General features: G+C 66.3%; 18 protein-coding genes and 2 pseudogenes. 13 read left to right on the top strand and 7 right to left on the bottom strand.

Annotated features, from left to right (window positions below):
- The first annotated feature begins 184 nt into the window (after positions 1–184).
- The 4 genes from JAO74_RS11990 to JAO74_RS11975 are packed head-to-tail and all read left to right on the top strand — an operon-like array spanning position 185 to position 4,026.
- Positions 185–754, top strand: coding sequence for a hypothetical protein (locus JAO74_RS11990; protein WP_233150937.1), 570 nt, complete (start codon positions 185–187; stop codon positions 752–754).
- A gap of 19 nt (positions 755–773) precedes the next feature.
- The gene (locus JAO74_RS11985) at positions 774–1,337 is read left to right on the top strand and encodes a recombinase family protein (protein WP_199038196.1); all 564 of its coding nucleotides are present in this window, start codon (positions 774–776) and stop codon (positions 1,335–1,337) included.
- Positions 1,334–1,822 carry a hypothetical protein gene (locus tag JAO74_RS11980; protein ID WP_199038194.1) on the top strand — a complete coding sequence of 163 codons (489 nt, stop codon included), beginning with the start codon at positions 1,334–1,336 and terminating at the stop codon, positions 1,820–1,822. The genes JAO74_RS11985 and JAO74_RS11980 overlap by 4 nt, the downstream gene beginning before the upstream one ends.
- Positions 1,819–4,026: an AAA family ATPase gene (locus tag JAO74_RS11975; protein ID WP_199038192.1), complete on the top strand. Its 2,208-nt coding sequence runs from the start codon at positions 1,819–1,821 to the stop codon at positions 4,024–4,026. The genes JAO74_RS11980 and JAO74_RS11975 overlap by 4 nt, the downstream gene beginning before the upstream one ends.
- A gap of 8 nt (positions 4,027–4,034) precedes the next feature.
- Here the strand turns inward: JAO74_RS11975 and JAO74_RS11970 are convergent, their stop codons facing one another.
- Positions 4,035–5,390, bottom strand: a complete 1,356-nt coding sequence (locus JAO74_RS11970) for a hypothetical protein (RefSeq protein ID WP_199038190.1) — start codon at positions 5,388–5,390, stop codon at positions 4,035–4,037.
- 253 nt (positions 5,391–5,643) lie between these two features.
- On the opposite strand from JAO74_RS11970, the gene JAO74_RS11965 reads away from it, so the two are divergent.
- The 6 genes and pseudogenes from JAO74_RS11965 (at position 5,644) to gyrB (ending at position 11,590) form a co-directional block, all read left to right on the top strand.
- Positions 5,644–5,895, top strand: a complete 252-nt coding sequence (locus tag JAO74_RS11965) for a type II toxin-antitoxin system Phd/YefM family antitoxin (protein ID WP_199038188.1) — start codon at positions 5,644–5,646, stop codon at positions 5,893–5,895.
- A complete protein-coding gene (locus tag JAO74_RS11960; protein WP_199038186.1) occupies positions 5,895–6,317 on the top strand; it encodes a type II toxin-antitoxin system VapC family toxin in 423 nt (140 codons plus the stop codon). The genes JAO74_RS11965 and JAO74_RS11960 overlap by 1 nt, the downstream gene beginning before the upstream one ends.
- Positions 6,318–7,361 (top strand): DNA replication/repair protein RecF, encoded by a 1,044-nt coding sequence (gene recF, locus JAO74_RS11955; protein WP_199038184.1) that lies wholly within the window; start codon positions 6,318–6,320, stop codon positions 7,359–7,361.
- Between the two features lie 121 nt (positions 7,362–7,482).
- Positions 7,483–8,649: pseudogene (locus JAO74_RS18760) on the top strand (PQQ-dependent sugar dehydrogenase); the annotation flags it as partial.
- A gap of 195 nt (positions 8,650–8,844) precedes the next feature.
- A pseudogene (locus JAO74_RS19265) lies at positions 8,845–8,955 on the top strand (PEPxxWA-CTERM sorting domain-containing protein); the annotation flags it as partial.
- Positions 8,956–9,013: 58 nt separating this feature from the next.
- Entirely contained in the window at positions 9,014–11,590 is a 2,577-nt protein-coding gene (gyrB, locus tag JAO74_RS11945; protein ID WP_199038182.1) for a DNA topoisomerase (ATP-hydrolyzing) subunit B, read from the top strand.
- Positions 11,591–11,903: 313 nt separating this feature from the next.
- Here gyrB and JAO74_RS11940 read toward each other — a convergent pair whose 3' ends face one another.
- Together JAO74_RS11940 and JAO74_RS11935 are read right to left on the bottom strand one after the other, a co-directional pair.
- Positions 11,904–12,491, bottom strand: a complete 588-nt coding sequence (locus tag JAO74_RS11940) for an NADPH-dependent FMN reductase (RefSeq protein WP_199038180.1) — start codon at positions 12,489–12,491, stop codon at positions 11,904–11,906.
- Between the two features lie 53 nt (positions 12,492–12,544).
- The gene (locus JAO74_RS11935) at positions 12,545–15,442 is read right to left on the bottom strand and encodes a TonB-dependent receptor (RefSeq protein ID WP_199038179.1); all 2,898 of its coding nucleotides are present in this window, start codon (positions 15,440–15,442) and stop codon (positions 12,545–12,547) included.
- Positions 15,443–15,655: 213 nt separating this feature from the next.
- On the opposite strand from JAO74_RS11935, the gene JAO74_RS11930 reads away from it, so the two are divergent.
- Entirely contained in the window at positions 15,656–16,384 is a 729-nt protein-coding gene (locus JAO74_RS11930) for a class I SAM-dependent methyltransferase (protein ID WP_199038177.1), read from the top strand.
- A gap of 18 nt (positions 16,385–16,402) precedes the next feature.
- On the opposite strand, the gene JAO74_RS11925 is transcribed toward JAO74_RS11930, so the two are convergent.
- Genes JAO74_RS11925 through JAO74_RS11910 form a run of 4 tightly spaced genes read right to left on the bottom strand, consistent with a single transcriptional unit; the run spans position 16,403 to position 19,666 of the window.
- Positions 16,403–17,164 carry an exonuclease domain-containing protein gene (locus JAO74_RS11925; protein WP_056529553.1) on the bottom strand — a complete coding sequence of 254 codons (762 nt, stop codon included), beginning with the start codon at positions 17,162–17,164 and terminating at the stop codon, positions 16,403–16,405.
- Positions 17,165–17,208: 44 nt separating this feature from the next.
- Entirely contained in the window at positions 17,209–18,591 is a 1,383-nt protein-coding gene (gene pgmG, locus JAO74_RS11920; RefSeq protein ID WP_199038175.1) for a phosphoglucomutase/phosphomannomutase PgmG, read from the bottom strand.
- Positions 18,588–18,866: a J domain-containing protein gene (locus JAO74_RS11915; protein WP_199038173.1), complete on the bottom strand. Its 279-nt coding sequence runs from the start codon at positions 18,864–18,866 to the stop codon at positions 18,588–18,590. Before JAO74_RS11915 ends, pgmG begins: the two co-directional genes overlap by 4 nt.
- Complete coding sequence (locus JAO74_RS11910; protein WP_233150968.1) at positions 18,863–19,666, bottom strand: division plane positioning ATPase MipZ; 804 nt, start codon at positions 19,664–19,666, stop codon at positions 18,863–18,865. Before JAO74_RS11910 ends, JAO74_RS11915 begins: the two co-directional genes overlap by 4 nt.
- Positions 19,667–19,742: 76 nt before the next feature.
- Between JAO74_RS11910 and panC the strand changes: the two genes are divergently transcribed.
- Both panC and JAO74_RS11900 read left to right on the top strand, forming a co-directional pair.
- Complete coding sequence (gene panC / locus JAO74_RS11905; protein ID WP_199038169.1) at positions 19,743–20,579, top strand: pantoate--beta-alanine ligase; 837 nt, start codon at positions 19,743–19,745, stop codon at positions 20,577–20,579.
- Between the two features lie 70 nt (positions 20,580–20,649).
- On the top strand, positions 20,650–20,946 hold the full coding sequence (locus tag JAO74_RS11900; RefSeq protein WP_199038167.1) for an SEL1-like repeat protein: 297 nt from the start codon (positions 20,650–20,652) through the stop codon (positions 20,944–20,946).
- The last annotated feature ends 22 nt before the right edge of the window (positions 20,947–20,968 follow it).

Raw genomic sequence — 20,968 nt, 5'->3', positions numbered from 1 at the left:
ACGGGCGATTGTCGGTCATCCGTGATGCTGTCCGGAAACTGCCCGCGGAACGGATTGGCGGACAGGGGGTTTTCCGGACGAGTTTACGGACGGAAGGCGAAGTTTCGTGACGGTGATTATGGGTGCGACATTCGTTGGGGGAGCAGCGATCGCCGGCGACTCTCTTCTCCACAACCCTGACACCATGGCGACGGTCAGGAACTCGTCCAAGACGACCGTCATCGGCAATCGTGTTGCAGTCGCGCAAGCCGGACAGTTCACTGGTACTGAACGTGTGATGGACGAGCTCGAGAAGCTCAATCCGAGCGCCGTCACGCCACAGGCTGTGGTCGACTGCATTGTGTCTCATGCCGGTCAAATTCATGCTGATCGAACTAAGACTGGTCGGAGCTTAGAGACCTTCTATCTCGTCGGCGGAGTCGAAGAGGACGGCAATTCTGTTATCGTGTCGATTGCGATTCACCAAAATGAGGTGAAGCGGTTCTCCGGTCCGGGACAGATGATTGCCATCGGCACGCAGCTCCTCACGCAACAGCGTGCGTTCGACGCATTCAACTCCAGCGTGAGGCCAGGTTCGAACATCGTCGAACTGGACACCTGGGTTCGGCGGGTGGTTGCTGACGAATCCACAGCTTCTCCGCAGACGGTTGGCTTTCCCGCGACACTGCTCGTCATGCGGCGCGAGAACGCGATCGAGGCGCATCTCGAAACGACAGGCGAGCATGATGGTCGCCTTGCCGGCTTCATCCCGTAGTCGGCGGCGTTTAGGTCATATGACTTTAATCGGATACGCCCGTGTGTCGACTGCCGAGCAGGAGCCGGCACTTCAGCTGGACGCCTTGCGCGCAGCGGGGTGCGCCCGGGTCTTCGAGGACAGAATCTCGGGCGTCCAGGCCGACCGCCCGGGACTCAGGGCCGCGATCGAATATCTTCGCGACGGAGACACGCTCGTCATCTGGAAGTTTGACCGACTGGGTCGGTCGGTCCGCCATTTGATAGATACGGTCGGCGAGCTCGAGCACCGCAACATCGGCCTACGTTCGCTCACCGAGGCGGTAGATACCAACACCCCAGGGGGCAGGCTGCTCTTCCACATCTTCGGAGCGTTGGCGCAGTTCGAACGGGACCTGATCGTGGAGAGAACGAGCGCAGGTCTTCGTGCGGCAGAGGCTCGGGGCAGGAAGGGTGGACGGCGTCCCGTGATCACACCGGACAAGCTGGAGCGCGCCCGCATGCACATCGCCGCAGGACTGACGGTCCGCGAGGCGGCGGCGCGGATGAAGGTTGGCAAGACCGCGCTGTATGAGGCGCTCAGCCAGGCGAAGGAGCGCACATGAGCCCCGATGCCCCCGTCGAGCAGGGGGTGCGCGACCTCATCGACACCATCATCCAGGAGCTGGAAGCCATACCGGACGCCAAACTCGGCGGCCCAGCGGCACCGGCCGCCCGGCTGAACGCACGCGTGGTGGCCGATTACCTCCGCGGCCTTGGGGAAGAAGCGCTGCCACGACATGCAGGCAAGGCGTCCGCCGGGAAGGTGGCCCAGGCCATCAGCGCCGGCGGACGTCGCTTCAACCGCCAGAACTTCGCCACCAACGATTGGTGCGCCCGCCTGCTCGCCACCTATGACGAATGGGAAAGAACCGCCGGGACGACAAGGCTTGCCGCCGCCCGTGCGGCGGCGGAGGAGCAGGAGCCGAGCAATCGTCGCATTTCCGATCTGGAGAGCGAACTGTTGCTCCTGCGTGCGGAGAACCAGCGGCTTCGTCAGGAGGTCGGCTTCCTGCGGGGCTTCGTCGCCGAGACGGGACGAATGCCATGATCGCGAACGGCACCGCGCCACACGGAGTGACGATGGAGCTGACCGTCACCTCCTTCCACCCTTCGCCCGCGAACGGCGGCATCATGATCGGCAGCACGGGGGACGGAGCGTCGCGACGGGTCCGTATCGGCGCGAATGTGGCGACGCGCGAGCCGAAGGCGGGCGAAGACTGGCGCGTCACCGGCGCGTGGGTCGACGATCCGGATCACGGACGACAAGTCCGGGCGGACATAGCGCTGCCCCTCGTTCCACGGGGTGAGGCGATCGTTCGCTGGATCGCGACGAACCAGGCCGTCGCCGGCGTGGGCCGCATCACCGCGGGCAAGCTGTGGAAGGTGCACGGGACCGATCTCTACCGCATTCTTCAGGACGGCGACGCAGGGGCTCTCGCTGCAGACCTCGGTCCTGTCGTTAGCGTCGCGCTGACGAACGAGTTCCGGATGCTCGCCGACGAGGTCCACGTCCTGGAGCAATTCGATCGCTACGGTTTCGATGCCGCGACCGCCATGATGGCGGCGCAGCTCTGGGGTCGCTCCGCAGTCCAGAGGCTTGAGGACGATCCGTACGCTCTTTCAGCCCTGCAGCCCTGGCGGAAGGTAGACGACCGGGCGCGCCGGCTCGGCATCGCCACCGATGATCCCCGCCGCCTGCGCGCGGCCGTCGAGGAGGTGGTCGCACGGCGGTACCGGGGGCACGAGCGGGGTGCAGGAGGTCACACCGCGTCGGAGCGTCGGGACATTCTGGCTGGTCTCAGGTCGCTCCTGGGCCGCGCGGGCGAACGCCACGCCGCCGCCGCGTTCGATCTCGCTGTCGCTGACGGTCAACTCGTCGAGCGCGCCGGCATGTGGCAGGGACGCGGGCCGGCGATGATGGAAGCGGAGATCGAGAGGAAGATCTCGAGTAGGCTTCGGGAGGTCAACGCTCCGCGGGAGAAGGCCGAGAGCGCGATCGCTGTCATGGAAGCGGAGCTGGGCTTCCGGATGGATCGGGCGCAGATCGCGGCCGTGAAACAGGTGGCGGCCTCGCGCTTCTGCATCGTCGACGGAGCGGCAGGTACGGGAAAGAGCACGGTCACCCGCGCGATTATGCATCTCGCCCACGACCTCGATCGGGCATACACGCAGATCGCGCTGAGCGGACGCGCCGCCAAGCGTCTCCAGGAGGCGACGGGTCATGACGCAATGACCGTGCATCGCTTCCTGAAGGCGATCACGGTCGGCGGGCGGAAGATGGGCGCCGGCATCCTCGTCATCGACGAAGCGTCGATGATTGCTACGCCCGACCTGTGGCAGATCATGTCGTGGATCCCCGATGAGGTCAGCGTGGTGCTGGTCGGCGATCCAGGACAGCTGCCGCCAATCGGTGCAGGCAACCCTCTCGCCGCTCTTGTTGGAACAACACGGGTACCCCGCGCTACGCTGAGCCAAGTTCATCGCCAGTTGGGGGACAGCGCGATACCCGTGATCGCTTCCGCCATCCGCACAGGAGCCATGCCCGAGGTGCCGCGCTTCGACGCCGAGGATGCCGGACGTGACGGGGTCTTCATCGCCGCCTGCAGTACGGCTGACGTTCCCGACACGATCATGGGGATCTTGGAGGCGTTCGTCGGCTCGCCAGCAGACAAACCGGATCGGGCGGCGATGCGGCACCTCCATGCCGCGCGCGTCCAGATCCTCGGCATGACCCTACGCGGTCCTGCCGGTGTGACGACCCTGTCCGACCGGATCGAACGGCGCTGGGCCGGCGCGCAGCCTCCGATCCACGACTGGGGGATCGCTGAGACCAGCAAGATACTGTGGACGCGCAACAGCTACGATCACGACGCGGGATCGGTGGACGACGAAGGGCGTCGGAAGACTGTCGACATCATGAACGGCAGTCTCGGCATCGTGCAGCACGCCACGCCCAAGGGGGCCATGGTGCTGTTCGACGACGAGGCAGGCACGCGGACGGAGATCCGACCGGTCGATCTCCAGCGCATCCTGCGAGGATGGGCGATCACGGTGCACAAGGCCCAGGGATCCGCGTTCGAGCGGGTGATCATCCCCATCGTGCCCAGCCGGCTGCTGGACCGCACCATGATCTACACTGCGATTACGAGGGCGCGCAGGACCGCCGTACTGGTCGGGGATGTGACGCTTCTAGAGCAGGCAGTATCGACGTTCCCGGCCGCGGCAAGCCGTCGGCAGTGTCTCCTGTCGTGACGTACCGTTCAGCCGAGCCAATCCTCGTCGGACCACGGATCGGCCGACAGTCGCGCTGCGAAAGCGTCCTGAAGCTCCTCCGATGTCTGCCAGATCGCGTCCTCGTTCATCCCGTCGATGATCGACTTCACGATGCGAGGTCGTCGGGTCGCGGACGGCGACGAGCGCCAGGCGAGGTCTTCGAAGAAGCTGGCTTCGAACTTTTTAGCCACGTCCGGATCCTGCCAGACGTCGAACATCGGCGCGAACGTCATCAGCCGAGCATGGCGCTGCTGGAACGCGGGGTCGGAGAGACTGCGCCTTCGCGAGGTGACGAATCGATTGAAGGCAGCGTCCCGATCGCGCACCGGCCTGGCGTCGATGCCGAGATCATCGAGGTAACGGTCCATCGAAGCAACGTAGGCCTGGAAGGCGGCCCGCACGCGGTCTTCGCCGCCGTCCTCGGTGAGGGCCCATCCAATCGACGCGAGGCGCGAGCGGCGCGCGTCCTCGCGCTGCCGCACGGAAGCCTCGGCTTCCTCGGCATAGACGCGCGGCATCCACAAGCCGAAGAGCGTGTCCATGCCGAGCGAGCGAAAGCGTGTGCGCGTCTCGACGCCGTCCCCGTCCCCATCCTCGTCTGCCGGCAGAGCCAGTGCGCTGCGCAGGCCGAATCCGAAACCCTCGGTCCGGGGGCTGGCATGCTCGACGCCGCTTCCTTCGCCCAGTCTGGCATCGATTCGCCTGCGATCTTCGGGCGACAACCTGTACGCATCGAACGTGAAGAGCTGCTGCGCCGGCGGCCGATGGCAGAGAACGCCGTCCAGAAGGAACTCGCGGATGGTAGTTGCAGACTGACGTTCTGGGACGCCTTGCTCGACGGACTGTGCAACGGCGAAGACGGCATCGACGTAGCTGGAGAGACCCGGGTGTCGCCCCGCCACGCGGATCATCAGTTCGTGCCGTTCGCTGCCGGGGTTGGCGGAACCGACATACCAGGAGGGTCGGGTGGTGCGGAGAAACCGGAACAGTTTGGTGTGAAAATGGACAGGAGAGCGACCGACCACCGCGACTTCGATGTCGCGATACCCCAGCCGACGCAGTTCCGATCGAACGTCCTGCATCTCGCGGAAAGTGCGTGGCAGGCTCACGGTCGCGTCGGAGCCGACCGCGATCCTGACCTTGCACGCGCGTCGGCGACGTGCCGGAAGCCTCCTGAACAGCTTTACCAGCCATTCCGCCTGGTAATATCCGCCCAAGATGGTGATTTCGGTGGCGTCCGCTGCAGCGGCGGAGAGGGCTTCGTTGAGATCGACGACGGTCTCGCCGTCGATCTCGAGGTCAACGGCGTCGGCTCGCCCGACGTAGATCTGATCCGCAGCCATTCGTGCCCCCCTGTGCCAGCATCGTTGAACGCCCCACGCCGATGTGTAAAGTTCGATGGGTTGTCCGCCTGCGAAGGATCCGAGAACTTGACAGTCTGCAGAACCGACGAGGCATTGAAATGCGAAAAAGTACGCAATTGCAGGCACCTGCGTGTCGGTCGGACTGACAGTTTACAGATTTCTGGCCGTTTAAGGACGTGATTGCGGGCATCCCGGCGCGGCCCTAGATATTCAGGCAGGAGGAGTCGCGATCGTGGATGCCTATAATCTTTCCGACGCCGACGGCCGACTGACCGAACTCGTCGATCGGGTGCGACAGGGCGAGTCGGTCGATATCCTTCAGGAAGGCCGGATCGTCGCCCGATTGACGGCCGCCGCCCCCGTCGCCGGTGACGCCGTTCGACAGCGTCGGGAACTTCTCAAGAAGATTCGGGTCGTGGCCGAGGCACTGCCCCTCGATCCGATCGACACCGTGGCCGACATGCGTAAGCAAGCCCGCTACTAGTGATTTATTGCGATACGTCGCTGCTGGTATCGCTCCTGACGGCAGAGACGGCAAGCGATCGGGTACGGAACTGGTTCGATCAACAATCGGACACGCTGGCCTTCAGTCACTGGACGCGGGTGGAGGTGGCGAGCGCCTTCGCGATGAAGCAGCGACGCGGCGCCCTGAGCGGCGCCGAAAGGCTGGCGGTCGAGGACAATTGGCGGCTGCTGCAAGCCACCATGAACCTGCTGCCGCTGCATGATCGCCATTTCCTGCAAGCGGCGCTGATGGTCGATGCGCAGCCGCGCGGACTGCGATCCGGTGATGCGTTGCATCTGGCGATCGCGATCGACCATGGTTGCGATCTGGGCACGCTGGACGACGATCTCGCCACGGCGGCTGGCCGATCGGGCATGACGGTACATCCCGCCGCCACCTGAATGCCCTCCCGCCTGATCCTCACCGATTTTCGCAATCACGCCGCACTGGCGCTGTCGCCCGGCCCCGGCTTCGTCGTGCTGACCGGCGAGAACGGCGCCGGCAAGACCAATGTGCTGGAGGCCGTTTCCCTGCTCGCCCCCGGTCGCGGCCTGCGTCGTGCCGGACTGGCGGCGATGGCGCGGCAGGGGGGTGACGGCGGGTTCGGCGTGGCGGCGACGGTGGCCGGCGATGTCGAGGTGGCCACCGGCGCGCTCGCCTCGGCACCCGAACGCCGGCTGGTGCGCGTGCAGGGCGCGACCGCATCGGCCAACACGCTGCCCGAATGGGTGACCGTCCTGTGGCTGACCCCCGCCACCGATCGCCTGTTCGTCGAACCGGCGGGCGAGCGGCGGCGGTTTCTCGACCGGCTGACGCTGGCGCTCGCCCCTTCGCACGCCATGCACGCGACCCGGTACGAAGCGGCGATGCGGGAGCGCAACCGCCTGCTGACCGGCGAGCGCCACGCCGATCCCGACTGGCTGGGCGCGCTGGAGGCTCGCATGGTCGAACATGGCACCGCGCTCGATGCCGCCCGCGCCGACACGGTGACGCTGCTCGCCGATCGGCTGGCGGCGGTGCCGGCCGGGCCGTTCGCCCGCGCCGGGCTGGCGCTGGTCGGCGAGGCGATCGAGCCGGAAGCGTTCGCCGCCGCGCTCGCGCTCGGCCGGCGGCGCGATGCGGCGGCGGGGCGGACGCTGGTCGGCCCGCACCGCGCCGATCTGGCGGTCACCCATCTCGACAAGGATCAGGCCGCCGCCCTCGCCTCCACCGGCGAGCAGAAGGCATTGCTGCTGGGCATCGTCCTCGCCCATGCCGAACTGGTCGCCGACCGCACCGGCCGCGCCCCCGTGCTGCTGCTGGACGAGGTCGCCGCGCATCTCGACCCCACCCGCCGCGCCGCGCTGTTCGACCGGCTGGCGGGGCGCGGCCAGACCTGGATGACCGGCACCGAGCCGGCGCTGTTCGACGCGATCGGCACGGACGCGACCCGCATCGACCTGTGACCGGCCGCCGGCAGGCGGCGGCGTGAAGTGACCCATTCTGGTACGTATCGGCCCAAACGAGCCCTGCCTTTCCGAACCCGCAAACCTATGATGGTTTGGCTAACGGGGGAGCACGACAGCGATGGGTATGATGAGCCGCATCACGCGGGTGAGCATGGTCGCGATCGCCTTCGGGCTGGCCGCGAACGCGCAGGCCGCCGTGGTGCTCGATCCCGTGATGCAGGCGATCGCGCCGGGCATCGGCGTCAACGTGTCGCCCTTCGTCACCGCCCCCGCCGTCTATGGAGCGGCGGCGGTCCAGTCGATGCGCGCCGTGAAGGACGGATCGAACCGCCTGTTCGTCAACGATACCCACGGCGTGATCTCGGTCACGACGACCGCGGGCACCACGCCCGGCGTCTATTTCGACATCCGCAAACAGGGCGTCGGGTTCGCCGAAATCAACAGCCAGACCGGACTGGTTTCGTCCGCCTTCCACCCGAACTTCAACGTCGATCCGCTGAAACCCGGCTATCGCACCTTCTACACGAACGACACCACCGCCGCGGCGGGCGCACCGGCCGCGACCTATGCCGGCAACGGCCCCGTCAACCATCATGACGTCGTGCGCGAATGGACCGTCGCCGATCCCGCCGCGCCGACCGCGACGATCGTCGCGACGCGTGAGGTATTGCGGATCGCGCAACCAAGCGGCGATCACGGCCCCGGCACCATCTCGTTCAACACCAGCGTGGACACCACGTCGACCGACTATGGCAAGCTGTACATCGGCCTCGGCGATGGCGGCGGCGTCAACGATCCCTATGACAACGCCCAGGACCTCGGCAGCCCGTTCGGCAAGATCCTGCGCATCGACCCCGCCGATCCCGACGGCGATGGTCCGCTCGCCTATTCCGTGCCGAAGGACAATCCGCATGTCGGCGAGGCCGGCGCGCTCGGCGAGGTCTGGGCATCGGGCCTGCGCAATCCGCAACAGTTCAGCTGGGATGCGCTGAACGGCCGGATGTACATCGGCGACATCGGTCAGGCGCAGCTGGAGGAAGTGAACATCGGCACCGCCGGCGCCAATTACGGCTGGCCGCTGCGTGAAGGCAGCTTCGGGCGATCGACCGATAAGTCCGTGTCCACCGCCACCGACGATCCCAATCCCGGTCGCTTCACCGATCCGATCGCGCAATACGATCATGGCGAAGGGTCCGCGATCGGCGCGGTCCAGCTTTATCGCGGCTCGCTGATCCCCGAACTCGCCGGCCAGATGCTGGTCGACGACATCGTCAACGGCCGCATCTTCTATTTCACGCCGGGCGACACCAGCGGCGAGGGTGGCCTGGCGCTGCTCCGCGAACTGCAACTGAACCTCGATGGACTGCCGACCAGCATGATGGCGCTGGAGGGGACATACCGGGTCGACCTGCGCATGGGCGTCGATGCGCTGGGCGAGCTGTACCTGCTGACCAAGAAGGACGGCGACATCTATCGCCTGCTGGGCGCGGTGCCGGAACCGGCGAGCTGGGCGATGATGATTGTCGGCATGGCGCTGGCGGGCGCGATGCTGCGGCGGCGGCGCGCGTCGCCGGCTTCCGCCACCGTCTAACGACGGAAAACCGCCGCTTTCATTTGGGGATATGGGCCGGAGTCGCTATATCCCCGTCATGACGAATTCCACCGATCCGGTTCCCAACCTTCCCAACACTTCCGATTACGGCGCTTCCTCGATCAAGGTGCTGAAAGGGCTCGACGCCGTGCGCAAGCGGCCGGGCATGTATATCGGCGATACCGACGACGGATCGGGCCTGCACCACATGGTGTTCGAGGTGAGCGACAACGCGATCGACGAGGCGCTGGCCGGGCATTGCGATCGCATCGACATCACCCTGAACGCCGACGGATCGGTCAGCGTCACCGACAACGGCCGCGGCATCCCGACCGGCATCCATGCCGAGGAAGGCGTATCGGCGGCCGAGGTCATCATGACCCAGCTCCACGCTGGCGGTAAGTTCGAAAACACCAGCGACGACAACGCGTACAAGGTGTCCGGCGGCCTGCACGGCGTCGGCGTCTCGGTGGTCAACGCGCTCAGCGAATGGCTCGACCTGACGATCTGGCGCGACGGCGAAGAGAATTACATGCGCTTCGCGTTCGGTGATGCGGTCGCCCCGCTGAAGGTCACCGGCACCGCCGATGGCCGCAAGGGCACGCGCGTCACCTTCCTGCCCTCGCCCGCCACGTTCAAGATCATCGAATTCGATTTCGAGAAGCTGGAACACCGTTACCGCGAACTGGCGTTTCTCAATTCCGGCGTCCGCCTGTTCCTGACCGACGCACGCCATGAAGAAGCGCGCACGGTGGAGCTGTATTACGAAGGCGGCATCGCCGCGTTCGTGAAGTGGCTCGATCGCGCGAAATCGCCACTGTTTCCCGAACCGATCGCGATCCACGGCCAGCGGGACGAGGTCGGCATCGACGTCGCGCTCGAATGGAACGACAGCTATTACGAAAACGTCCTCGCCTTCACCAACAACATCCCGCAGCGCGACGGCGGCACGCATCTGGCCGCGTTCCGCGCCGCGCTGACCCGCACGCTCAACAGCTATGCCGAAAAGTCGGGCCTGCTGAAGAAGGAAAAGGTCTCGCTGACCGGCGAGGACATGCGTGAGGGGCTGACCGCGATCGTCTCGGTCAAGCTGCCCGATCCCAAATTCTCGTCGCAGACCAAGGACAAGCTGGTCTCGTCCGAGGTCCGCCAGCCGCTCGAAAGCCTGATGGCGGACAAGCTCGCCGAGTGGCTCGACGAAAATCCCGCCCATGCCAAATCGATCGTCGGCAAGATCATCGACGCCGCCGCCGCCCGCGAAGCCGCCAAGCGCGCCCGCGAGCTGACCCGGCGCAAGGGCGCGATGGATATCGCCTCGCTGCCCGGCAAGCTGGCCGATTGTCAGGAGCGCGATCCCGCGAAGTCCGAACTGTTCCTGGTCGAGGGTGACTCCGCCGGCGGCTCCGCCAAACAGGGCCGCGACCGCCATTTCCAGGCGATCCTCCCCTTGCGCGGCAAGATCCTGAACACCGAACGCGCCCGGTTCGACCGGATGATCTCCAGCCGCGAGATCGGCACGCTGATTCAGGCGATGGGCACCGGCATCGGCACCGGCGTCGATCGCGCCGGCTTCGATGCGGACAAGCTGCGCTACCACAAGATCGTCATCATGACCGACGCAGACGTCGATGGCGCGCATATCCGCACGCTGCTGCTGACGTTCTTCTATCGCCAGATGCCCGAACTGATCGAGCGCGGTCACCTCTTCATCGCCCAGCCGCCGCTGTACAAGGCGACCAAGGGCCGGTCGGAAGTGTATCTGAAGGACGATGCCGCGCTCGACGATTATCTGGTCGAGGCGGGCGTGCAGATGATGGTGTTCGAAACCGTCAACGGCCCGCGTACCGGTGCCGACCTGAAGGACCTGACCGACCATGCCCGGCGGATGCGCTCGGTCATGCGCTACGTTCCCCGGCGCTACGACGCCGGGATCATCGAGGTGCTGGCACTGGCCGGCGCGCTCGACCCGACGCTCACCCGCGATCAGCGCGAAGCGACCGCGACGGAGGTCACGCGCCGGCTGGAATCGGGCGATACCGGCCATGTCGGCGAGGCGAAATGGTCCGCGCGCCTGACCGAGGATGGCGGCATCCATTTCGAACGGCTGTGGCGCGGCGTGACCGATCACCACATTGTCGAGGCCAGCTTCATCTCGTCGGCCGAAGCGCGCAAGCTGCACACACTGGCGACCGAACAGTCGGACAGTTTCGCCCATGCCGGCAAGCTGGTCCCCTCGCGCAGCACCGCGCAGGCCGCCGCTGCCGAGGAAGCCGCCGCCGATGACAGCGGCGAACCGCAGGAAGAGGCCGGCGCGGTCGGTCAGCCGTCCGGCGCCACCAGCGCGCTGATCCGCGGCGAAAGCCGCGTGGCGCGCCCGTCGCAGCTGCTCGACGCGATCCTGACCGCCGGCCGCAAGGGGCTGGCGATCCAGCGCTACAAGGGGCTGGGCGAAATGAACGCCGAACAGCTGTGGGAAACCACGCTCGACCCCTCGAACCGCACCATGCTGCGCGTGACGTCGAACGACGTGTCGGCGGCCGACATGATCTTCACCCAGCTGATGGGCGAAGTCGTCGAACCCCGCCGCGAATTCATCCAGGACAACGCACTGAACGTGGCAAATCTGGACGTCTGAGCACTTGTTCCCCGGCGAAGGCCGGGGTCCAGTTGAGTGAACGGCCGTAAAGACTCACGACGATCATCCCAACTCGACCCCGGCCTCCGCCGGGGAACAGTATTTCGACATGCCGGACACCCGTCCGCTATGTCCTACAGCGCCATCATCGATTATCCCGGTCGAACAGTCGCTCTTTCAAACCGTCCACCCGCTATAATCGCCCACGCGCAGGCGCACGCACGATCGCGCGCGCGTGGGAGGTGTGACTTTCGGGACTTTCCACCTTTTCCCTCTCCCACCGGGAGCGTCGGAAGGGTGAGGGTGACCGGACCTAGTAAGGCGGCGCCACCACCGCCCGCTGCGCCGCCGCCGCATCTGCCCACCACGTCAGGTCATCGGCGAACCGCGGAAACGCCCGCTCCAGCGAAGCCCCGCCGCCACCGGTCGGTCGCGCCTCCTCGTCCAGCGCCGCGCTGATCGGCCCGACCGCCAGCGTGCTCGACGTCACGACCATGCCCATTTCCGACAGCGTCCCGTGCCACGCCACCCCCGCCCGCGCACCGGCGAAGCGGCCCGCGGAATAGCTGGCGATCGCCGCCGGCCGCCAGAACCATTCCTCCAGGAAATGGTCGGTCAGGTTCTTTAGCCCCGGCTGCACGCCCCAGTTATATTCGCCGACCACGAACAGGAACGCGTCCGCCGCGCGGATCTTGCCGGCCAGCGCCTCCATCGCCGCCGGCGCCGTGCCGGCGGGATGCTCCTTGTACATCCGGTCGAGCATCGGCAGCCCGACCGCCCGCGCGTCGATCAACTCCACCTCGACGCCGCGCTCACGAAACCCGCGAACGCAGTAATCGGCCAGGCGGATGCCCATGCGATCGGCGCGATAGGAACCGTACAGGACCAGCAGCTTTTTCATGACCGCCAGCCTGCCCTATCGCGCCGCGATCGACAATCGACCCGACGATCCGGTCAGAACTTCACTCGCACGCCGCCATAGACGCGCCGGCCATAGGTTTCGATGATGTTGCGGCGATAGATGCTCGCCGCATTCTCGGTCCGCTGCGCGTTGAAGACGTTCACGCCCTCCAGAAACAGCGACACCTTCTCGGTCAGGTTGGCGCTCGCCGATGCGTCCCACTGGCCGAACGGCTCGCCCACCGCCGGGTTGTTGCCGCGATCCAGCGCCGCGATCAGATAGCGCGAGCGCCAATTGTACGACAGGCGCGCCGACAGCGACCCGTTGTCGTAATAACCCGACAGGTTATAACTGTGCTTCGACAGGCCGGGGAACGTCAGCGCGTCGCCCGTGAAATAGTCCTTCTGGTTATACCCCTTGTCGTCCGACCAGGTGTAGTTCGCGGTCACGCCGAAACCGTCGAACGGCTTGGGCAGGAAATCGAACGCATACTGGCCGCCGAACTCCGCGCCGTTGATCTGCACCTTCGACGTACCGTTCACCGGCAACGTGATGGTGTAGTTGACGCCGTCGATCACCTCCTGCTGCGTGGTGCGATCGACGAACGAGCTGATGTCCTTGCGGAACAAAGTCGCCGAGACGAAATTCACGCGGCTCAGATACCATTCCACGCCCAGATCGTACTGGCGGGCACGGTAAGGTTGCAACGCAGGATTGCCGCGCGATCCGGTGAAGCCGACATTGTCCAGCGTGAAGCGCGGCGCCAGATCGGACGGCGCCGGCCGCGCGATCACTTCGGTGGCGGTGCCGCGCAGCTGCAGCTTGTTGGGGATCAGCTCCAGCTTCAGGTTCAGGCTGGGCAGGAACTCGGTATATTCGCCCTTCGACGTAAACGGGGTGACCGATCCCGGTCGTGTTCCGGCAGGTGCCGATACGATCGATCCGCGCGTGTCGGTCTTCGTATTGATGACCCGCGCACCGACCACGCCGGTCAGCCGCTTGCCCAGCGGTTCCAGCTCGAACGCGGCGGAGACATAGGCCGCCAGATTCTTGTCGGTGACGCGCCACGTATCCGCGGCCACCGGATTGACGAACGGATCGGGTATCCCCGCCGCATTCGCGACGTTCATGCCGAGATTCAGCCAGCGCTTGATCCCGTCGAAGCCAAGATCGCCGGTGTTGAAGAAATCGTGATCGCCCAGCGTCGCATTCGGCCCGACGATGCTCTGGATCTGGTTCAGGATATCCGTCGTCGTGCCGGTCGAATCGGTCACCGTCTGCGACGATCCGCTGGCATAGGTGTTGCTGGTGATGTTGCCGCGACCCGGCGTGTTCGCGACAAAGGCGTTGTACGTCTTCGTCCCGTCGAACAGCCGGCTGGTGACCTTCACGTCGCGCTTCTGCACGCCGAATTTCAGCGAGGTCAGCCAGCTCTCCGGCTTGTACTCGCCGTCCAGCTTCAGGTCGATTTCCTGCTGCTCGTTATACCGCGGCCGGCGCAGCACGATGAACTGCGTCAGGCCCTGCGTCGTGGCGACATCGATCGGCAGCGTGATGTTCGGCGCCTGCTGGTCGTTGCTGTAATCGACCGTGATCGACGACAGACCCTGCGCCACCGCGGTCGCGTTGATCTCGTTGTTGTACGCCTTCGCCTTGGCATAGGCGGCGCGGCCGGTGATCTTGAACTGGTCGGTCACGTCCCAGTCGGCACCGACCTGTCCGTTGAACTGCTGACGGTCGATCACGCCCAGGATGTTGCGATAGGTGGCGCTCAGACCACCCGGCGCCCCGGCCGCACCGATGAAAGTGACCTTGTCGACCGTCTGATCCTCGCCCAGCGTCGTGTTCGCCAGATCGACGCCGCCATTGGCGACCGCCTGCGTCGTGCTCAGCTGGAGGAACTGCGAGTCGATCTTCTGCTTGCCGCGGGTGTAGGTGCCCTCGACAAAGGCGCGGACATCGTCGCTCGGCCGCCATTCGACGATGCCGTTGAACGCGTAACGCTCGGTCAACTCGCGGTTGATGACGTAGCGGGGAATGTCCGGGAAGAAGTCGCCGAACCCGTTATTGTCGATATCGACACAGCGCGCCTGATTGCGGGCGGCGAGGCAGCCGGTGCTGGCGGGATTGGTCGCCGATGTCGGGAAACGCTCGATCTGGCGCCAGCCGGTGGTGCGGGCCTGATCGTACCACAGGCTACGCTTTTCATAGGTGCCCGACATCAGCACGCCGATCGTGTCGTTGGCGAACAGCTTGCTGCCGATCAGCGCGAACTTCGGATCGACGCGGTCGGCCAGGTCGCCATAGACCGCCTGCGCGGAGCCGGACAGGAAGCCCTCCTTCGCATCGAACGGCCGGCGGGTGATGATGCGCACCGTCCCGCCCAGACCGCCCTCGGTCATATCGGCGGTGGCGGACTTCACCACTTCCAGCCGCGAGACGAACTCGGCGGGGATGTCGCGGAACTCGACCGAGCGGCTGGCGACGCCGGCGGCGGTGCTGAGCGCGGTCTGGCCGTTGATCTCGACGCGGTTCAGCGCCGGATCGGCACCGCGGATCGACACGCCGGAGCCTTCGCCGCCGGCCCGCGTGATCTGCACGCCGGTGACGCGCTGCAAGGCCTCGCCGACATTCTTGTCGGGAAACTTGCCGATGTCCTCCGCCGAAATGGCATCGAGCACCTGCGCCGAATCGCGCTTGGCGCTGAGCGCGTTGGCCAGGCTGGCGCGGATACCGGTGACGACGATGTCGGGACCGCTGGCATCATCCGCCTGGGCGGGTTGCGTCGGCTGGTCGGTGGTCGCCTGCACTGGCGGTGGCACCGGCGCGCCCTGCGGCGTGGTGGCGACGGGCGCGGTTTGCGCAGCGACGGTGCCGGCGGCAAGCAGAAGAGCGGCACCCAGGGCGACGCGCGATACACCGGTCAGAACGGCGGCAGTAGTGTGGGTCATTATCCCCTCCATCAAGCGGAGCAACGCGCCCGGTACGGACAACTCCATCAAGGCGGTTTCCCAAAATGTGATATTGGGTCTCGCTTCTTGAATTTCACCTACGCCCATTGGGATCGCATCGTCAAGCAAACGACATGGACGATGACCTTTGCTTTCGGGAACGACCTGTTAGGCTGTGCCCGCAAAGCGACGACGAGAGCAGGAGAGAGCGGCATGAAGGCGATGTGGATCGCGGCGGCGGCACTGGTGACGGCCCCGGTGATGGCGCAACAGGCATCCGCCCCGGTCATGCGCGCCCTCGCCGATCCGGCACGCGCCGACCAGCAGGGCGACGATGCCCGGCGTCAGGCGGCAGCGGTACTGGCCTTTGCCGGCGTAAAGCCCGGCGACGTCGTCGTCGATTATCTGCCGGGATCGGGATATTGGACACGCATCTTTACCGGCATCGTCGGGCCGAAGGGCAAGGTCCTTGCCGTCTGGCCGGCGGCGGGCGCCCGCTATGCGGAAAAGAGCCTGCCGGCCCTGAAAGCGCGCAACCTGCCCAACGTCACCGCCGAGGTTCAGGCGACCAACCTGCCGACCGCGCCGGTGCCGGTCGATCTGTTCTGGACGGTCCAGAACTATCACGACATCCCGAACAACGGTGCGGGCGAACCGGCGCTGCGCGCGTTCGACGCGGCGGTGTTCAAATTGCTGAAGAAGGGCGGCACCTATGTCGTCATCGACCATGCCGATGCACCCGGCAGCGGCATGGCGCATACCGGCACGACGCACCGCATCGATCCGGCTGCGATCCGCCAGCAGGTGGAATCCGCCGGCTTCCGCTTCGTCGGCGAGAGCAAGGTGCTGCGCAACCCGGCCGACGACCACAGCAAGGCCGTGTTCGACCCGGCGGTTCGGGGCAAGACCGACCAGTTCGTCTATAAATTCCGGAAGCCCTGAGCCGGCGTCCGGACGCGCCTAGAGCAGCAGTTCCTGCGCCGTCATCCGACCGACATGGCCACCGCCACGACGCCGAGCCATCTCGGTTTCGGCGGTGTGACGGATATCGGGATCGCGGTCGCCGAGGAAACCGATAAGGCTCTCCTCCTCGATCTCGCGCCATTCCTTGCCGCGATCGGGACCATAGCGGACGCGGGGCAGCAGACCCGGCTCCTTCGACCACTGGATCAGCTGTTCGACCGACGCCTCGTTCAACTGATCGCGCAGATGGTGGGCGGTGACATAGCTGTCGGGGAATGCGCGGTGGATCGGCAGGCCGCGTTCATGGATCATCCCCTCGGGTTTCCGCCAATAGCGCAACACTTGATTGGAGAAGCTGGGGCTATCCGGCCACAGGCGCAGCGCGCATTTCCACGTGCAGATCCAGTCGGCACTGCGCGTCAGCGAGGCGGTGCAGAACTGCTCCTCGAAACTCGCCCTATGCGCGGCGAGCGCGATGCGACGCGGCCAGGGATCGAGCACCGGCCGGGCGACGTCATGCCACCAGCGAGCGTCCGCCACATCCTCGTCGCGGATATGATGGATCGCCATCGTGATCGGCGGGATCTGGCGACCGGGATTGACGAGGATGCTGCCCCCCTCGCCATACAGTTCCCAGCGGCCGTCCTTGCCCAGCGCCACGTCCTGCCAGCCGATCTCGATCACCGCATGGGCGGGCGGTGCGTTGCCGGTGGTTTCCAGGTCGATGACGCGGACGATCTGTGGTTGGGGCGGAGGCATGACCGCCCATGTGGGCGTTCGGACGGCAAAAATCGAGCCGGGCGTCAGCTTTTAGCGGCGCATCCGCGATTGACGTCGCTCGCCGCCAGATGCGCGTCCACCTCCGCCAGCAAGCGGGCGAGGCCAGCCTCGTCATTCGCCTCCGCCCGCACCGTCAACGCGCCCTGCGTGTTCGACGCCCGTAGCAACCACCACCCATCGGGCCGCACGACGCGCAGGCCATCGGTGCGATCGGCCGCAACCCCGTCCCGCTCCAGCCGCGCATCGACCGCCGCCACGACCCCCAGCTTGCGATCCTCCGCCACCGGAATGCGCAGGTCGGGCGTCGAGACCAACGCCGGCATCGCGTCACGCAACTGCGTCAGAGAGCGGCCGCTGGCGTGGATCGCGCGGATCAGCTTCACCGCCGCGAACAGCGCATCGTCGAATCCGTACCAGTCGTGTCCGAAGAAGATATGCCCGGACATCTCGCCCGCCAGCGGCGCGCCGGTCTCCACCATCTTCGTCTTGATCGCGCTGTGCCCGGTCTTCCACATGCAGGGCGTGCCGCCAAGATCGGCGATCCGGTCGAACAGCGCCTGGCTGGCCTTCACATCCGCGATGATCGTCGCGCCGGGCAGTTCGCGCAGCAACGGCTCGGCGATCAGGCCCAGTATCTGGTCACCCCACAGCACCCGTCCCTTGCCATCGACCGCCCCGATCCGGTCGCCATCGCCATCGAAGGCCAGCCCGAAATCAAGGCCCTTCGCCGCCACCAGCGCCTGCAGATCGACGAGGTTCGCCTCCTCGCTCGGATCGGGATGATGGTGCGGGAAATGCCCGTCCGGCTGCGTGTAGAGCAGGTGATGCTCGCCCGGCAGCAACGCCGTCAGCCGCTCGACCGCCGGCCCGGCGGCGCCGCTGCCGCAATCCCAGCCGATCCGGTACGCGCCGCCGCCATAGCCTGCGAACAGCCGGCCGACATAGGCGTCGAGCATGTCCGCGTCGGTCACCGTGCCGTCGCCCTCGCTCCAGTCGCCCTGCTCGGCCAACCGCGCGAGATGCTGGATATCGTCCGCCCAGAACGAACGATGGCCCAGCACCATCTTGAAGCCGTTGTGATCGGCGGGATTATGACTGCCCGTCACCTGGATACCGGCATCGACCTCCATCACCGCCTCGGCATAATAGAGCATCGGCGACGGCCCGAGGCCGATCCGCACCACATCGACGCCACCGGCGGTCAGGCCACGGACCAGCGCCGCCTCCAGCATCGGCGACGACAGCCGCCCGTCACGCCCCACGGCCACGCGCGTACCGCCAGCCGCCCGCACGCAGGTCGCGAAGCTGCGACCGACCGCCACCGCATCCGCTTCGTGCAGCGTCGCGCCGACGGTGCCGCGAATGTCGTATTCGCGCAAGATCGTGGGATCGAACCGGTGGCTCACGCGCCGTCGATCGTCCGATCGCCCGCCGGTCGCCCGACCAGCGTGTCGCGCGCGGCGTTGATCCGGCGCGCCAGTTCGGTCGATCCGCCGCGATCGGGATGCACCCCCGCCAGCAACCGGCGATGCGCCGCCCGGATCGCCTCCGCATTCGCGCACGGGCCGACGCCCAATATCGCCCGCGCCTCCACTTCCTCGGCCGCCATGCGGCGCTTGCCCGAGGGTCGCAGATATTTCCACACCACCCAGATGATAAGGGCGGCGAGCAGGAACTTCATGCAGCGACACCCGGCACGACCGGCTGACCCGACACGACTTCGGGCAATTGCAGCGCCGCCATCATCTCGCGCAGTTCCTGCCGCGCGGCGACATGGCCGAGACCCATCGAGCCGAACTCACGCGCGTCGATCATCGTCAGCCCCTGCGGGAACATCTCGCGATAGATCACGCGTTCGCCGAGACCCGGGATGATCCGGAACCCGACCCGCTTCGACAATTGCCCCAGCGCCTCCTGCACGCGGCGCATGTTGCGCGCCTCGATATGCTGAAGCCGGTTGCGCAGCACGACCCAGTCGATCGTCGTCCCGTCCGCCCGCGCCCGCTGCTTGCGCGCATCCCAGATCAATTCGGAATAGAAGGACGGGCGCGTCACCTGGAACGTCTCGGGATCGACCTGTCCGATCAGGTCGAAATCGACGAAGCTGTCGTTCATCGGCGTGACCAGCGTGTTCGACAGCGTCGCCGCCGTCCGCGCGAACGGATCGTCGCGGCCGGGCGTGTCGACGATCAGGAAGTCGGTATCCCTCAGCAGGCTATGCCATGTCTCCGCGAAGAAATCCTCGCTGACGCCGTCATGCGTGGCGTGGCGTGGCATCGGCAGCGCGTTGCCGTTGCGTCGGATGGTATCGGCGCGGTTGTCCAGATAGCGGCCGACGGTGCGCTGGCGATGGTCGAGATCGAAGCACGCGACGCGCGCGCCCTTCGCCGCGAGCGCGATGGCGACATGGACCGCAGTGGTCGATTTGCCGGTCCCGCCCTTTTCATTGGCGAAGACGATGATATGCGGGCCGCTCGGCAACACCCATTCCCCTGTTGATCGTTGCTTGTCTGCTCCATAGAAGCACCGCCCGCATTGTTCGAGGGGGAAGTTTCGTTTGCGTACCGTCCGGGAACTGGAAGAGCTGCGCGGAATCATCGCCGGCTGGCGGGCGGAGGGCGCGCGGGTGGCGCTCGTCCCGACGATGGGCGCGCTGCACGCGGGTCACATGGCGCTGATCGAAACCGCCCGGCGCGGCGGTACGAAGGTCGTCGCCTCGATCTTCGTCAATCCGCGCCAGTTCGGACCCAGCGAGGACCTGTCCCGCTATCCCCGGCGCGAGGCGGCGGATGCGCGCCTGCTGACCGAACATGGTTGCGACCTGCTCTGGGCGCCGGGGGTCGAGACGATGTACCCCGATGGCTTTGCGACCAGCATATCGGTATCCGGCGTCAGCGACGGTCTCGACGGCGCGGCACGACCGGGCCATTTCGACGGCGTCGCGACGGTGGTGGCCAAGCTGTTCAATCAGGTCCGGCCCGACATCGCCTGTTTCGGCGAAAAGGATTTCCAGCAACTGGCGGTGATCCGCCGCCTGGTCATCGACCTCGATATGGATATCGAAATTCTCGGCGTCCCGACCCAGCGCGATGACGACGGCCTCGCTCTGTCGTCGCGCAACATCTATCTCGACGAGGGCGAGCGCGCCCGCGCCGTGGCGCTGCCCCGCGCGCTGGGCATCGCCGCACGGGCGATCGGCCGCGGCGAGGATGTCGGCGCGGTTCTCGCCGATGCCGGGACGACGCTGACTGCGGCTGGATTCGCGGTGGACTATGTCGAGCTGGTCGATGCCGAGTCGCTGGCCCCGAATCCGGCGGCGGACCGCCCGCGCCGTTTGTTGGCAGCGGCGCGGATGGGCGCGACACGCCTGATCGACAATATTCCCGTCGAGTGACGTTAACGCATTAACCATTTGGTGAAGCGTTCCCGTCCAAGCTGTGAGCAACAGCGGACAGGATGTTCCCATGGCCAACAGTTTCAAGAATGCCCAGTTTCTGATGGACAGTCGTTTCGCCGACGCCGCACGCGGCGATGGCGATGCGCTCTATGACCTCGGCATCTGCTATCAGACCGGCACCGCCGGCGTCGGCGTCGACCTGATCGAGGCGCATAAATGGTTCAATCTGGCGGCCGGCGCCGGGCTTGAAGCCGCCCAGGACGCCCGCGCCGAGGTGGCCGAGGAACTGACCGCCCGCGAAATCTCACGCGCTCAGGCCGCGGCCCGTGCCTGGCTGGGGTCGATGCAGCAGCGCGCGGCCTGACACGGAAAAGCGGCCGGGACGT

The sequence above is a fragment of the Sphingomonas mollis genome (assembly GCF_016427505.1).
Lineage (GTDB): Bacteria > Pseudomonadota > Alphaproteobacteria > Sphingomonadales > Sphingomonadaceae > Sphingomonas > Sphingomonas mollis.
The sequence above is the reverse complement of the archived record's forward strand: the minus strand, read 5'-3'. Positions and strand labels throughout refer to the sequence as shown.

What these genes read in the sequence shown, in the direction of transcription:
- JAO74_RS11990 (WP_233150937.1), top strand. Translation starts at nt 185, where the DNA reads ATGGCGACGGTCAGGAACTCGTCCAAGACGACCGTCATCGGCAATCGT.
- JAO74_RS11985 (WP_199038196.1), top strand. Translation starts at nt 774, where the DNA reads ATGACTTTAATCGGATACGCCCGTGTGTCGACTGCCGAGCAGGAGCCG.
- JAO74_RS11980 (WP_199038194.1), top strand. Translation starts at nt 1,334, where the DNA reads ATGAGCCCCGATGCCCCCGTCGAGCAGGGGGTGCGCGACCTCATCGAC.
- JAO74_RS11975 (WP_199038192.1), top strand. Translation starts at nt 1,819, where the DNA reads ATGATCGCGAACGGCACCGCGCCACACGGAGTGACGATGGAGCTGACC.
- JAO74_RS11970 (WP_199038190.1), bottom strand. Translation starts at nt 5,390, where the DNA reads ATGGCTGCGGATCAGATCTACGTCGGGCGAGCCGACGCCGTTGACCTC.
- recF (WP_199038184.1), top strand. Translation starts at nt 6,318, where the DNA reads ATGCCCTCCCGCCTGATCCTCACCGATTTTCGCAATCACGCCGCACTG.
- gyrB (WP_199038182.1), top strand. Translation starts at nt 9,014, where the DNA reads ATGACGAATTCCACCGATCCGGTTCCCAACCTTCCCAACACTTCCGAT.
- JAO74_RS11940 (WP_199038180.1), bottom strand. Translation starts at nt 12,491, where the DNA reads ATGAAAAAGCTGCTGGTCCTGTACGGTTCCTATCGCGCCGATCGCATG.
- JAO74_RS11935 (WP_199038179.1), bottom strand. Translation starts at nt 15,442, where the DNA reads ATGACCCACACTACTGCCGCCGTTCTGACCGGTGTATCGCGCGTCGCC.
- JAO74_RS11930 (WP_199038177.1), top strand. Translation starts at nt 15,656, where the DNA reads ATGAAGGCGATGTGGATCGCGGCGGCGGCACTGGTGACGGCCCCGGTG.
- JAO74_RS11925 (WP_056529553.1), bottom strand. Translation starts at nt 17,164, where the DNA reads ATGCCTCCGCCCCAACCACAGATCGTCCGCGTCATCGACCTGGAAACC.
- JAO74_RS11915 (WP_199038173.1), bottom strand. Translation starts at nt 18,866, where the DNA reads ATGAAGTTCCTGCTCGCCGCCCTTATCATCTGGGTGGTGTGGAAATAT.
- JAO74_RS11900 (WP_199038167.1), top strand. Translation starts at nt 20,650, where the DNA reads ATGGCCAACAGTTTCAAGAATGCCCAGTTTCTGATGGACAGTCGTTTC.